The following is a 13,066-nucleotide window of genomic DNA, read 5'->3' as shown; positions in this document are numbered from 1 at the left end:
GGCCGGCCGCCCGTGCTCACGCCTGTCGCCCTCCTGGCGCTCCTGGGTCGGGACGTGCCCGCCACCCCCGACGCCGAGGAGGCGCGGCAGGCGGCCCAGCATGAGCTCGCCCAGCCGGTCTACCAGGAGCGCCACAGCCTGTGGGGGTGGCTGTGGCAGTGGCTCCAGGACCACATCGACCCCTCCCGGGCGGTCCCCGGGGCGGCGCCCTGGCTGTCCGCCCTCATCGTCGTCGTAGCCGTCGCCGTCCTCCTGGCCCTCCTGCTCCTGCTGCTCAGGCACGTGGCGCTCCATTGGAGGTCCCGCACGGGCAGCAGGCCCCTGTTCGAGGACGACGAGCGTGACTCGCAGGCCCTGACCCGCAACGCCGACGACGCCGCCGCCCAGCAGGACTGGGCCACCGCCGTCGTCGAACGCTTCCGCGCCATCATCCGCTCCCTGGACGAGCGCGCCCTCATCGAGGACTACCCCGGTATGACCGCGCAGGAGGCCGGTGCCCTCGCCGCCCAGGCCCTGCTGGACGTCCAGGGGCTGCACGCCAGCCTCCACCAGGCCGCCCTCCTGTTCGACGCCGTCAGGTACGGGCACGTGGTGCCCACCAGCGAGCAGAACGAGTGGATGCGCCTGCTGGCCGAGCGTGTCGCCTCAGCCACGCCACAGAGGCTGGCAACTCAGGCCGTGCCGGGCACTGAGGGGGTGGGTGTGTGAGCGCCCCCGCCGAGGCCCCCTCATGGGCGCAGCGGCTGCGCTCCTGGCGGCCTGTGGCACTGTCCCTGGCGCTCCTGGCCGTCGTCGCCGTCATCACGAGCCTGCTGGCCTCCCCCCGCCCGTCCACCACGCCCTACGCCCCTGACAACCCCGGCGCCAACGGCACCATGGCCCTGGCCGCGCTCCTGCGCGACGAGGGCGTGGTCACCGCCACCCCCACCACCATGACGCAGGTCGTCAGGCGTGCGGGTCCGGGCACGACCATCGCGCTGCTCAACGCCTCCCGCCTCAGCGAGGAGCAGCGCCGCACACTGGCCTTACTGGGCGTCGACGTCACCGTGGTCGGCACCCTCTTCCAGGACCTGTCCGGCCTGCTCGACGGCACGGGCGAGGCACCGCGGCCCTCAGGAGCCAGCGTCCCCGAGGGCACGCTGCTGGAGGCCAGGTGCACCGACCCGGACGCAGCGGCGGCCGGCAGCATCGACGGGACCCGGGGCACGCTCGTCCTCGCCGAGGGCACTGGTGCCATCAGCTGCTTCCCCGTCTCCGCAGGCCGCCCCGAGCACGCCTACACGGTCATCGGGCGTGCCGACGGCACCACCCTGCGCCTTGTGGCTGACGCGAGCCTGCTCACCAACGGCCGCATCGCCACCGCCGGCCACGCCGCCCTGGCCATACGCGCCCTGGGCCACCACGAGCAGCTGCTGTGGGTGGACGGCGCCCGGCTGAGGGCCACCGACTCCGTGTGGGACAGCCCCGTCCTGCCCCCGTGGGCGGCACCGTTCGCCCTCCAGGCCCTCATCGTCGTCGCCGTCCTGGCCGTTGTTGAGGGCCGGCGCACGGGCCGCCTCGTCCCGGAGGACCTTCCTGTCCTCGTGCGCGCCACCGAGACGACCCGGGGGCGTGGGCGCCTGTACCGCCGCGCCGGCGACCGTCAGCGGGCGGCCACCGCCCTGCGCGCGGGCACCGCCCGGCGCCTGGGCCATCGCCTGGGCTTGTCCCCCGCGGCCGACGGCGCCCTCCTTGTCGAGGCGCTCACGCACGCCACCGGCCAGCCCGCCCCTGCCGTCCAGGAGCTCCTGTACGGCTCCGTCCCCTCCGACGACCAGTCCCTGGTGGACCTGGCCGTCCGGCTCGACCGACTCGAGAGCGAGGTCACCTCACGATGAGCACCACCGAGACCCCCACCCCCGCACGCGACCCCCGTGAGCGGCTCGTCGCCGTGCGCGGCGAGGTCACCAAGGCCGTCGTCGGCCAGGACGCCGCCGTCACCGGCCTCGTCATCGCGATGCTCGTGGGCGGGCACGTCCTTGTCGAGGGTGTGCCCGGAGTGGCCAAGACCCTGCTCGTGCGCTCGCTGGCACAGGCTCTGAACGTGGACACCAAGCGCGTGCAGTTCACCCCGGACCTCATGCCCGGTGACGTCACCGGCTCCCTTGTCTACGACGCCCGCACCACCGAGTTCTCCTTCCGCGAGGGCCCCGTCTTCACCAACCTCCTGCTGGCTGACGAGATCAACCGCACGCCTCCCAAGACCCAGGCCGCCCTGCTGGAGGCGATGGAGGAGCACCAGGTCTCCGTCGACGGCCTCGCGCGCCGGCTGCCCTCGCCTTTCATGGTCATCGCCACCCAGAACCCCGTGGAGTACGAGGGTACCTACCCGCTTCCCGAGGCCCAGCTCGACCGCTTCCTGCTCAAGCTCGTCCTGCCCCTTCCTGAGCGCGGCCAGGAGATCGAGGTCCTCACCCGTCACGCCGCCGGGTTCAGCCCCCGGGACCTGGCTGGCGCGGGGCTCACCGCGGTGGCCGACGCCGGGGACCTGGCCTGTGCCCGCGAGGAGGTCAGGACCGTGGGGGCGTCACCGGAGCTGCTGGCCTACGTCGTTGACCTCGCGCGAGCCACCCGCACCCACCCGAGCGTGTCCCTGGGTGTCTCGCCCCGTGGCGCCACCGCCCTGCTGGCGGCGGCCCGCGCCTGGGCCTGGCTCGCCGGCCGCTCCTTCGTCACCCCCGACGACGTCAAGGCCCTGGCTGTGCCGGCCCTGCGCCACCGTCTTGCCCTGCGCGCCGAGGCGCAGATGGAGGGCGTGACCACCGAGGCCGTCATCTCGGGCGTCCTGCGATCGGTGCCGGTGCCCCGCTGAGCCGGGACCGCCCTGGCACCCCAGCCGGCCAGCGCGACGCGTACCGCCGCCACGACCACCTCTCACGAGCCCGGAAGGAGACCCGGTGTACCTCGCCCCCCGCAGCGCCTGGCTGACCGGCGTCGGCCTCCTCCTCGTCCTCATCGTCCCGAAGCCCCTGACGGTCCTCGTCTGGAGCGCCGTGGTCGCGCTCCTGGTCGCTGTGGACGTCCTGGCCGCTGCCTCCCCCCGGCGGCTGCACCTGGAGCGCAGGACCCCGCGCGCCGTCCGTCTGGGTGAGACGACGACGACGCAGCTGTCCGTGACCTCGGCCTCCTCACGCACGATGAGGCTGCTCCTGCGCGACGCGTGGCCTCCGTCCGCGGGCGCCCACGGCGAGCGCTCCACGCTCACGCTGCTCCCTGGACAGCGCAGGCGCACCCGGACGGTGCTGTGCCCCACCCGTCGTGGGGACCGCGTGGCCGACCTCGTCACCGTCCGCTCGAGCGGCCCCCTGGGCCTGGCCGGGCGCCAGCTGAGCGTGTCGGTGCCCGCGCGCCTGCGGGTCCTGCCCCCCTTCTCCTCGCGCCGTCACCTGCCCAGCCGCCTGGCCCGCCTGCGTGAGATGGACGGGCGCAGCGCCGTCATGGTCCGGGGCGCGGGCACCGAGTTCGACTCGCTGCGCGAGTACGTCGTCGGTGACGACGTGCGCTCCATCGACTGGCGCTCGACGGCCCGGCGCGGCGACGTCGTCGTGCGCACGTGGCGGCCCGAGAGGGACCGGCGCGTGCTGCTCGTGGTGGACACCGGCAGGATGTCCGCGGCCCGGGTGGGAGGCGCACCGCGGCTGGACACCGAGGTCGAGGCCGCCCTGCTGCTGGCCGCGCTCGCCTCACACGCCGGGGACCGGGTGGACGCCGTCGCCGTCGATGAGCGCCTGCGTGCGCAGGTCAGCGGCGTCGCCGGGCCCGGGCTCAGCAGCGCCCTGGCGGACGCGCTGGCCCCGGTGGAGGCCTCCGTGACGCAGACCGACTGGGCCCTGGTGGGGCGGACGGTCTCACAGCGCCTGAGCCAGCGGGCGCTCGTCATCGTCCTCACGGGGCTGGACGGGTCCTCGGCGGACGCCGTGATGACGCGCGCGCTCACCGCCCTGGCGCGTGAGCACACCGTGGTGCTCGCCTCGGTGACGGACCCCGACCTCGAGTCCCTGCGACGTGAGCGCACCGAGGCGGGCAGCGTCTACACGGCGGCGGCGGCCGAGCGCGACCTGATCGAGCTGGCCGGGGTGCGCCAGCTGCTGCGGCGGGCGGGCGTTGAGGTCGTGGAGGCCGTTCCGGAGCTGCTGGCGCCACGGGTCGCGGACACCTACCTGGACCTCAAGCGGGCGGGGCGGCTGTGACCAGGCGGCTCAGGCCGCACCCGGCACCGACGGGCGGGGGCACGGGCACAGCGGCGCGGCCCCTGGCCCTGCGCGCCCCGGGGCTGCGGGCCCCGGGGCTGCGGGCCCCGGCGGCCTGTCTCGGCTCAGCCGGCTGTCACCGCGACAGCACCGGCCTCGTCCTCGTCGAGATCGCCCGTGGCGCCGGCGCGCACGGCGCGCCCGCCGACGACGAGCGTGTAGGCCCACAGGACCACGAGGGCGAGCACGCCCACGGTGATCTTGAGGAGCCAGGGCAACGGCGCCGGGGTGACGAAGGCCTCGATGAGGCCCGCGACCGCCAGGGCCCCGGTCATGCCGACGGCGACGCAGACCAGCGCCCGGCCCTCAGCGGCCAGGGCGACCGCCCTGGGCCGCGGGCCGGGCACGAGCATGGTCCAGAAGAGCCTGAGGCCGGCGGCCCCGGCGATGAGCGCACAGCTGAGCTCGAGCAGGCCGTGGGGGCTGATGAGGGCCAGGAACAGCCCCAGCTGCCCGTGGTCGGCCATGATCGCGGCCGACTGACCCAGGGCGACGGCGTTGGCCCCCAGCACGTAGACGGGAAGGACCCCAGTGATGCCGCCGGCGACGCACAGCGCCGCGATGCGTGCGTTGTTGGTCCACACCATGCTGGCGAAGTCGCTGGGGTCGTAGGTGGAGTAGTAGGACTCGAAGGCGTTGGTGGCGTAGGTCCGCAGCTCGCTGGGGCTGCCCAGGGCACTCATGGCCTGGGGGCTGCTCAGTGTCCAGGTGGCCACGACGACGATGACGGCGAGCTCGGCCAGGGTGACGCCGAGGGTCCACCAGCGCAGGCGGTACAGGGCCGCGGGCACCGTCTGGGCCAGGAAGCGGCGCAGGTCCGAGGCACGCGCCTGCCGGGTGCCGGTCAGCCGGGCGCGGGCGGAGACCACGAGCCGCGACAGCTCGGCGAGCACCTGCGGGTCCGGCGCCTGGGTGCGCACGCGCGACAGGTCCCGGGCAGCGCTCCGGTAGAGGGTGACGAGCTCATCGGCCTGGGTCCCGGTGAGCCTGCGGCTGCGGGTGAGCTCGTCGAGCCGGTCCCACTGGTCGCGGTGCGCGGCACTGAAGGCATCGATATCCACACAGGGAGTCTGACATGGTGAGCGCCTACCCCTCCTCGTCCGAGCGGATGATGACGCCGGACAGGCTCGTCACCGGCGAGGCCGTCGTCGTCGATATCCTCCCGGCGACGGTGGGCGTGCGCCTGCTGGGCGCCGCCATCGACTACGCGCTCTACGGCCTCGGCCTGCTGATGTCTGTCGTCACCTGGGCGATGCTGGGCCCCGGGGCCTCGGCGTCGTCGAGTGACGCCTCCTCGATGACGCAGCTGGCCCTCCTGCTCGTGCTGTGGCAGGTGGTGGTGCCGCTGGCCGTGGAGGTCGGCTCTCGCGGGCGCAGCGCCGGCCGGCTGGTGACCGGCTGCCGTGTGGTGCGTGACGACGGCGGCGCGGTCCGCCTGCGCCACAGCCTCGTGCGGGTACTGGTGGGCGTCGTCGAGATCTGGGGCACGGGGGCTGTGCTGGCGCTGGGGGCGTGCGTCTTCACGCGCCGGGGCAAGCGGCTGGGGGACCTCCTGGCGGGCACCTACGTCGTCAACGAGCGGGCGGGGTGGGTGGACGCCCCACCGCTGCTCATGCCGCCGGAGCTGGCCCAGTGGGCCCGGGAGGCGGACATCCGGTCCCTGCCGGCCGGCCTGGCGCTGGCGTCACGGACCTTCCTGCAACGCGCCTCGTCGATGCAGCCGGCCCCCCGGGCGCGCCTCGGATCACAGCTGGCGCAGCAGGTCCGGCCCCTCGTGGCGCCCGGGCCTCCGCAGGGCACCCACCCCGAGCGCTTCCTGGCGGCGGTGCTGTGCGAGCGCCGTGACCGCGAGCTCGCCCTGTCCCTTGAGGACCGCCGGGTGCAGGAGCGCAGCGTGCGAGCCCTGGACCGGATGCCCTACGGCGTCGGCGCGCAGCGGCACTGACCCCTCGCGCAGGCCGGGTGCCCGTCAGTCAGGGGTGCCCGTGTGCAGGGGTGTGGCCTCGTGGGCGAGCAGGACGGGCACGCCGCCACGCACCGGGTAGGCCAGGCCTGCCCCGGGCGACAGCAGCAGTCGCTGGCCGTCCGGGCCGACGGCGTCGAGGAGCTCCTCGCCCGTGACGGGGCAGCGCAGCAGGTCGCGCAAGGCAGGGGCGAGGGTGCGGTGGGCGCCCTGGGGGCCACCCGTCTGGCGGTGCTGGGGCATCTCAGTCCTCCTTGTCACCACGCAGCACCCGCAGGTGCCCGCGTCTGAGGATCTCACCGTCGCCGAGCCCGGCGAGGTGGTCGGGCAGGGTCGGTGGAATCGGCCCGGCGCCCGTGAGGGAGGCCGGCACGATGCCACTGGGGCGTCCGGCGCGCTCAGCGGGCTGGGGCCGCGGCCTCGGGCTGCGCGAGGCATCGCGGACGGCCTCGGCCAGGGCCGTGAGGTCGTCGTCGCTGGGCGGGGCCGGCTCGAAGCTCGTCGCCAGGCGGATGACCTGCCAGCCGCGCGGCGCGGTGAAGGACTCCACGTGCCTGGCGCACAGGTCGTAGGCCTCCGGCTGCCGCTCGGTGGCCAGGGGGCCGATGACGATCGTGGAGTCCGCGTACACGCTCGTGAGGGTGGCGACTGCCGGGTTCTCGCACCCGGGTCGGCGGCAGCGTCGGACTCCTCTCACCCGGGCAGGGTACCGCTCGCGGACCGTGCTGCCGGGAGCGCCACCCGCTCCTGCGTAGGCTGGGCCGGTGACCTTCTTCTCCCCCTCGAGACGCTCCGGCGCACCGGTGCCGGGACCCGCGCGCCGTCGTGACCGCCACGGGCGCGGGCTGAGGGGCCCGCTGCTGCCCCCGCACCTGCCGGCCTGGCGCACCCGCGCCGAGCACTTCGACGAGCTGGTGGGCTCCACGGCGGACGCGCTCGCCCACCGGGTGCCGCAGGTCAAGGCGATCCAGTTCGCGGTCGAGGAGGTCCCTCCCTCGGACCCGGCCCCCTGGGAGCCGGGGATCGTCCTCGGTCGCGGCTTCGAGGCTGAGCCGCGCGCCGGGCTCGCGGCCCGGGTGGTCATCTACCGCAGGCCGGTGGTCTCCAGGGCCGACGGCGAGGAGGAGCTGGCCGAGCTCGTGCACCGGGTCGTCGTCGAGCAGGTCGCCCTCATGCTGGGGCGCCGTCCTGAGGAGATCGACCCGGGGCTGTACTAGGGCCGGGCCCGCTGCCCCGCTGAGGCCGCCGCGCGGCGCCGTCCTGCCCGCGCCGGCCGGCGCGGGACGCTCAACGCAGCAGCAGCTGCCGGGCGGAGGCGCTGGAGGCCTCGCTCACCGGACTGAGCACCCCAATGAGCGTGCCCGCCGCCTCACCCTCGACCTCGGTGGAGGTCACGAGGGCGCTGACGACCTCGGTGCCGGCCGCGGCGCTCAGCACGATGACGTCCAGGGATCCCGCCTGCTCCTCGAGCTCGGTCACGGGCACCGGCATGGTTGAGGAGGCCGGGACCCTCACGGTGCGCAGGAGGGTCCCGTCAGCGGCGGTGAGGGAGACGGTGGCGGGCTCTAAGGCGGTGTTGGTCAGCACGAGCAGGCTCGTCAGCGCCGGCCCCTGGGGCAGGGCGAGGGCTCCAGAGCGCGTCGCGGCACCGGTCTGCGCCTGGACCCAGGCGACGTCGTGGGTCAGGGATCCCGAGCGGGCGGGCTGCTCGCCCGCGCTGCGCACGAGCCGCACGGCACCGGTCACCGGTGCGTCGGAGCGCATCCTCACCCCGTAGGAGCCGGGCGCCAGCCCCGTGAGGGCGACGTCGAAGACCGCCCCGGGGTCGATGACCAGGGCCGTGGCACCGCGCAGGGGCTCCTCGCCGTCGGCGCCGAGTGTGCTGACGGAGACGGTGGCAGTGCTCTCACCGGGGTTGACGATGCGCAGGACGGGGGCGTCGGAGGAGGTCGCGCCGGTGACCTTGTCGGGCGCCTGCCCCTGGTCGGCGGGAAGGACCAGCTCCACGCCCGGGACGGTGAGGTCCGTGGCGGGGGCGGCACCGGAGGTCAGGACGTCCACACCGGCAGCGGTCTCGCCGTCAAGGGACTCGGTGACGAGGACAGGGACGAGGGGCCCGCCCTCGGCCGCCACGGACACGGCCAGCCGGCTCTGTGCCGGGGCGGCGGCCTCGAGCAGGACGCTGACGGTCTCGCCCGCCGGAACGGCGACCTGCCTGCCCGTCGTGGTGACGACCGCTCCGACCGGCCCGTAGAGGGAGACCGATGCGGTGACGGTCGTGGTCCCGGGGTTGGTCAGGCGCAGCTCGCTGGAGGAGCCAGGGGCGGCCGAGCCACCCACGATCCAGGAGACGGACTGGGGCGGCACGCAGGAGGCGGTCGTCAGCCCCCGCAGGTCGCCGTCGGCGGTCAGGGTGGTGACGCTGCCGGCGGCGGAGGCGGCCTCGCCCCGGGGCCCGACGACGAGGGTGCCGCCGTCGGCACCGTCCAGGACGGTGGTGCCCGAGGTGCTCACGGGCCGCCCGTCCCAGGTGGCGGAGGCACCGCCCAGGGGGGTGAGGCTGGTGGAGGAGGTGGTCAGGCCATGAGCGACGGCCCCGAGGGTGTCGGCGGGGGCGGCCGGGCAGACGTAGACGGTGTCGGTGGCAGGAGCGGCCTGGACGACGGCGGGGACCGGGAGCACGGGAACGGTGGGGGTGGCGGTGCCCCACCAGGCGAGGCCGCCGCTCGTGGCGACCAGGCCCAGGCTCGCGGCGAGGGCCGCGCCGCGTCGCCACGGCGGGCCGGGACGGTGGCGGAGGGTGCTCATGCGGGGTACCTCCTGCGGCGCACGGGCAGGGCGGCCAGCGCGGTGAGCGCCCAGACGGCCATGAGGACGGGGCGGGCCGGGCCTGCTGCGTGCTCGACGACGAGCTCGCCCCGGGCCCCGGCGGGGACGGTGAAGGCCTGGTTCCAGCCGGCGCCCTCGGCAGGGGCGAGCGGGACGCCGTCGAGCGTGGCGGTCCAGGCGGGGTCCTTGCGCTCGGCGAGCACGAGGGTGCGCCCGGCCTCGGCGGCGCCCAGGCGGGTGCGCACGGCTCCCGCCGCGGAGGCGATGACCTCCCTGCGGCCGTCCGCAGCGCGCAGGTACACGGCTGAGGACTGCGTGGAGGAGCTGGGGCTCACCCGCCAGGAGGTGCCGGTCCTGGTCACCGCCAGGGGCTCGAGGCCGGGGGTGGCGTCGAGTCCGGCACGGGCGGCGGCCGTGGGCTCGTCCCCGTGCCTGTCGCTGAGCAGGACGACGGCGACACCGTGGGCCGCCAGGTCGTCGGCGGCATGCTCGTCCTGCCCGGTGACGGCGCGCACGACGACGTCGGCGAGGTCGGCGTCGGCAGGGTCGAGGAGGGTGGCGGCCACTAAGGCCCCGGCGCGATCCTCAACGGGGGCGAGGGGCAGGCCGAGAGGCTGCCAGCCCTCAGCGCGGGTGCGCAGCTGGGTGAGGAGGACGTCGGGGGCGGTGTCGGTGTAGGAGGTGCCGTCCCCGTGCCACAGGCGCACGCGCATGCCCTCATCGGTGGAGGTGAGCACGAGGACCCGTCCCGCGGTGTCAGAGGAGGCGATCTCGGCGGCGATGACGGGCACCTGCCGGGAGGAGGGGGCCAGGGCCATGACGAGGTCGGCCCTCCCGGCCGAGGAGGCCTGCTGAGCCGCCACGGCCCAGGAGCCGCCGATGAGCAGCGGCACGAGGACGGCGACGACGCCGAGGACGGCGAGGACGCTGTGGCGCCAGCCGAAGGCGTGGCGCACGAGGGCGGAGCGGGCCGCGTCGGCCCCGGCCAGGGCGGAGGCGAGCAGGCCGGCGGTCATGAGGCTCAGTCCGGTGCCCGCCCAGGAGGAGGTGAGGACCGAGCCGCTTCCGTCCACCTCGGTGCCGATGCCGGTGACGGTGCGGCTGGCGGCCAGGGCGAGGGCGAGCCCACCGGCGGCCACCAGCAGGCCGGCGCGGGCGCGCCTGCCGCGCGCCCCGCGGGTGACGGCGCCGAGCAGGGCGTACAGGGGCAGGAAGGCGAGCAGGGCGGCGACGATGACGACGGTCAGGCTGACGAGGGCGCCGCCGGGGCCTAGGGCCGTGGAGGCGGCGGGCAGGGGGGCCGAGCCGGCCAGGGCCTCGACGAGGGCGGTCAGGCGCACGGGGCTGCCCAGCAGCAGGGCGGCGCCGCTGGGACCGGGGACGGCGAGGGGAGCGCCGACGTCGGTAAGCAGGTACCTCAGGGCCTCTCGCCAGCCGTCCGGGAGGCCTGCCGCCTGCTCCCAGGCTCGCCACACGAGGGGTGCGGCGGTCGCGGCCACGGGCGTGAGCGTGAGCAGCACGCGGGCGCGCGCCCGCCGCGACAGGAGCGCCAGGAGCACGAGGCCGGGCAGCAGCAGGAGGCTCGTGGAGGGGGCGACGGCGACGACGACGCTGAGCAGGAGGCCGGCCGCGGCGGCTGCCGAGGCGGAGCCGGGCCCGTACTGCTCGGTCGCGGCGGCGCGCACGGCGGCGCCGTGGGCGGTGCGGGCGGAGACGATGATCCCGCGCACGTCGTCGATGACGGGGGTGGCGGGGTCGTCGTCGACGGGTCCGCGACGAGGCTCGTGCCCGGTCGGGTCGAAGGCGTCCTCAAAGCTCGCCCCGACGAGGGCGTCGAGGTGGTCGGAACCACGGCCGGCGGCACCTGCGCTACCGGGCAGGGAGGCGTCGTCCTTGCCCGGGCTGCCAGCGCCCGGCTCCTGGTCGTCGGCGAGCCCAGCGGGGCAGGCCACGCCCTGGCCGGCGAAGCGGTCGAGGTCGGCCCTGTCCTGCTCGGAGAGGTGGTGGGCGCCCACGAGCCCGGAGAGCACGACGTCGCGCCGGTCGGCGCCGAGGGCACGCGACAGGGCGGTCAGGGCCCACGGCAGGGTGAGGTGGACGAGCACGGGTCCCAGGCGCCCCTGCCCGACGCCGAGCAGGAGGGCGGGTGCCAGTGACCAGGCGAGCGCGGCCCAGGCCCGCAGGCTCGTGCGCCGGGTGATGGTGCCGGCCGCGGACCAGGCGCCCAGTGCCGCAAGTGGCAGGGCGAGGACGAGCAGCAGGTGGATGAGGGCGCCGCCATCGAGCCCGAGCCACGAGCCCACGAGCAGCGGCAGGACGAGGACGGCGAGGAACGGGGAGGCGCCGGAGGGGTAGCCGTCCCCGGAGGCCGCCCACGTGCTCCAGGCCGCCCGCCAGGTCTCCTGCCACCCGCCCAGGCCGGCGAGGGCACCACCGGTGACGGCGCGCGTGGTGAGCACGCCGGAGGTGCCCGCGAGCGCCACGGCGGTGACGACCAGGAGCGCGGCACCCAGCGCACGGCGCCGACGCCTGGCCAGGGCGGCGAGCTCTCGGACCTCGAGCTCGGAGGGGGCGGCGGCACGCGCCTGGCGCTCACGCTCCTGGCGCCGCAGGTCGCGGCGGGTGGCGCGGATCTCGGAGGCAGGCACGTAGAGCTGGGCAATGACGTCGCGGCGCACACTCGTCAGGGCGGCGAGGCGGCGCCGGTCCCGGCGCACACGCCTGGCGACCCGCAGGCAGCGGGCGGCGGCGGCCAGCTCGTCGCGGGCCAGGGCCGGGGAGCCGGCCACCAGCCGCCAGCAGGCGCGCGTGCCCGCCAGGACGCAGAACCAGGCGAGCAGCAGGGGCAGAGGTGCGGGCGAGGCGGTGGCCCAGGAGCGCAGCTGGGCAGCGCGGCGGGCGCGGAAGGAGCGGTCGGTGTCCGGCTGGGCCTCCTCTGTGGGCGGGGCCGAGGGGAGGCCGCGCGGGCGGCGCGGGGGCCGGGCGGGGGCGCCGGGTCCCCGCAGCCCGAGGTAGGCCGCCCGGCGGTGGCTGAGCCTGGCCGTCGGGACGACGATGACCCGGTGCCCCTGCAGGCGCAGGCAACGCGACAGGGCGAGCGAGTCTCCGAAGGCATCGACGTCGGCGGTGACCCCGCTGGCGCTGACCGCCTCCCAGGCGCTGCGCGACACGAGGGCGCCGGCGGTGCCGACGGCGAGGACGTCGCTGCGGTCGTCGTGCTGGCCCTGGTCCACCTCGCCCTCGAGGATGTCGTTGGCGCGGCGTGCCGAGGCGGTGGTGCGCAGCCCGACCTCGAGGAGCGTGCCGGGGTCCTCCCATCCCACCTGCTTGGGGCCGGCCAGGGCGACGGAGCGGGCGCCCTCGACAGCGGACAGGAGCTCGGCCAGGCACTGGGGGGCGGGGGCGGAGTCGTCGTGGAGGAGCCACAGCCACTCGTCGTGGTCCGCGGCGGCGGCCTCGGCCCGGGTGATGGGTGAGCGGGCGCCCTCGGGACCGGTGAGGGAGGTGTCCTCACCGAGGGCGTCGGTGAGCGCGCGCGAGCGGCCGGTGGCGAGGCTGGAGGTGGAGCGGGTGACGGCCAGGGAGCCGGAGCCGGTGAGGGAGGAGCTGGTGCGGCCGGCGGGGCGGCGGCGGTTGCCGGCGGCGACGAGCTCGCCGTAGCGGGCCAGCCCGGCGCGGACCGCGGCGAGGAACGTGGGCGCCTCTGGGGCGCGCACGATGCGCACGTCGCTCACGGCGTCGAGGCCGCTGAGGTCCACGGCGTCCTCGACGGGGGTGCCGTCGCCCAGTCCGTTGGTCCGCGAGGCGACATCGACGACGAGGACGACGTCGGGGGTGCGGCTCAGGCAGGCGACGGCGCGAAGAGTCCGTCCCAGGTACGGCGTGACCCCGGCTGAGACGATGACGGCGAGGGCCCTCGTGCCGGGGTCGGTGGCGGTGCGGGCGGTCCCCGCTGCGGGTGTCACGTGCTGCTCACTGCTCCTGC

11 protein-coding genes are annotated in these 13,066 nt (G+C 76.0%); 6 read left to right on the top strand and 5 right to left on the bottom strand.

Annotated elements, in window-relative coordinates; all coding sequences use genetic code 11:
* Positions 1-12 precede the first annotated feature (12 nt).
* The 4 genes from ACSJJR_RS01890 to ACSJJR_RS01875 all read left to right on the top strand — a co-directional run bounded on the left by ACSJJR_RS01890 (position 13) and on the right by ACSJJR_RS01875 (position 4,229).
* Entirely contained in the window at positions 13-708 is a 696-nt protein-coding gene (locus tag ACSJJR_RS01890; protein ID WP_435941831.1) for a DUF4129 domain-containing protein, read from the top strand.
* Positions 705-1,877: a DUF4350 domain-containing protein gene (locus tag ACSJJR_RS01885; RefSeq protein ID WP_435941830.1), complete on the top strand. Its 1,173-nt coding sequence runs from the start codon at positions 705-707 to the stop codon at positions 1,875-1,877. Before ACSJJR_RS01890 ends, ACSJJR_RS01885 begins: the two co-directional genes overlap by 4 nt.
* Positions 1,874-2,851 (top strand): AAA family ATPase, encoded by a 978-nt coding sequence (locus ACSJJR_RS01880; RefSeq protein ID WP_435941829.1) that lies wholly within the window; start codon positions 1,874-1,876, stop codon positions 2,849-2,851. Before ACSJJR_RS01885 ends, ACSJJR_RS01880 begins: the two co-directional genes overlap by 4 nt.
* Positions 2,852-2,936: 85 nt before the next feature.
* Positions 2,937-4,229, top strand: a complete 1,293-nt coding sequence (locus tag ACSJJR_RS01875) for a DUF58 domain-containing protein (protein ID WP_435941828.1) — start codon at positions 2,937-2,939, stop codon at positions 4,227-4,229.
* Positions 4,230-4,354: 125 nt separating this feature from the next.
* On the opposite strand, the gene ACSJJR_RS01870 is transcribed toward ACSJJR_RS01875, so the two are convergent.
* A complete protein-coding gene (locus ACSJJR_RS01870; protein ID WP_435941827.1) occupies positions 4,355-5,350 on the bottom strand; it encodes a stage II sporulation protein M in 996 nt (331 codons plus the stop codon).
* Positions 5,351-5,364: 14 nt separating this feature from the next.
* On the opposite strand from ACSJJR_RS01870, the gene ACSJJR_RS01865 reads away from it, so the two are divergent.
* Positions 5,365-6,234 (top strand): RDD family protein, encoded by an 870-nt coding sequence (locus ACSJJR_RS01865; protein ID WP_435941826.1) that lies wholly within the window; start codon positions 5,365-5,367, stop codon positions 6,232-6,234.
* Positions 6,235-6,258: 24 nt separating this feature from the next.
* Here ACSJJR_RS01865 and ACSJJR_RS01860 read toward each other — a convergent pair whose 3' ends face one another.
* Both ACSJJR_RS01860 and ACSJJR_RS01855 read right to left on the bottom strand, forming a co-directional pair.
* Positions 6,259-6,495 (bottom strand): Trm112 family protein, encoded by a 237-nt coding sequence (locus ACSJJR_RS01860; protein ID WP_435941825.1) that lies wholly within the window; start codon positions 6,493-6,495, stop codon positions 6,259-6,261.
* 1 nt (position 6,496) lies between these two features.
* Positions 6,497-6,949, bottom strand: coding sequence for a DUF3499 domain-containing protein (locus ACSJJR_RS01855; protein ID WP_435941824.1), 453 nt, complete (start codon positions 6,947-6,949; stop codon positions 6,497-6,499).
* A gap of 67 nt (positions 6,950-7,016) precedes the next feature.
* On the opposite strand from ACSJJR_RS01855, the gene ACSJJR_RS01850 reads away from it, so the two are divergent.
* The gene (locus ACSJJR_RS01850) at positions 7,017-7,469 is read left to right on the top strand and encodes a metallopeptidase family protein (protein ID WP_435941823.1); all 453 of its coding nucleotides are present in this window, start codon (positions 7,017-7,019) and stop codon (positions 7,467-7,469) included.
* 70 nt (positions 7,470-7,539) lie between these two features.
* Here ACSJJR_RS01850 and ACSJJR_RS01845 read toward each other — a convergent pair whose 3' ends face one another.
* Positions 7,540-9,060, bottom strand: a complete 1,521-nt coding sequence (locus ACSJJR_RS01845) for a DUF5719 family protein (protein WP_435941822.1) — start codon at positions 9,058-9,060, stop codon at positions 7,540-7,542.
* Positions 9,057-13,046 (bottom strand): glycosyltransferase, encoded by a 3,990-nt coding sequence (locus ACSJJR_RS01840; RefSeq protein ID WP_435941821.1) that lies wholly within the window; start codon positions 13,044-13,046, stop codon positions 9,057-9,059. The genes ACSJJR_RS01845 and ACSJJR_RS01840 overlap by 4 nt, the downstream gene beginning before the upstream one ends.
* Positions 13,047-13,066 lie beyond the last annotated feature (20 nt).

The sequence above is a fragment of the Actinomyces sp. W5033 genome (genome assembly GCF_051303165.1).
This window is presented reverse-complemented; position numbering and strand designations above follow the sequence as displayed.

Bases quoted from the DNA above. Each gene is read 5' to 3' on its own strand.
- ACSJJR_RS01880 (WP_435941829.1), top strand. From the start codon at position 1,874: ATGAGCACCACCGAGACCCCCACCCCCGCACGCGACCCCCGTGAGCGG.
- ACSJJR_RS01865 (WP_435941826.1), top strand. From the start codon at position 5,365: ATGGTGAGCGCCTACCCCTCCTCGTCCGAGCGGATGATGACGCCGGAC.
- ACSJJR_RS01845 (WP_435941822.1), bottom strand. From the start codon at position 9,060: ATGAGCACCCTCCGCCACCGTCCCGGCCCGCCGTGGCGACGCGGCGCG.
- ACSJJR_RS01860 (WP_435941825.1), bottom strand. From the start codon at position 6,495: ATGCCCCAGCACCGCCAGACGGGTGGCCCCCAGGGCGCCCACCGCACC.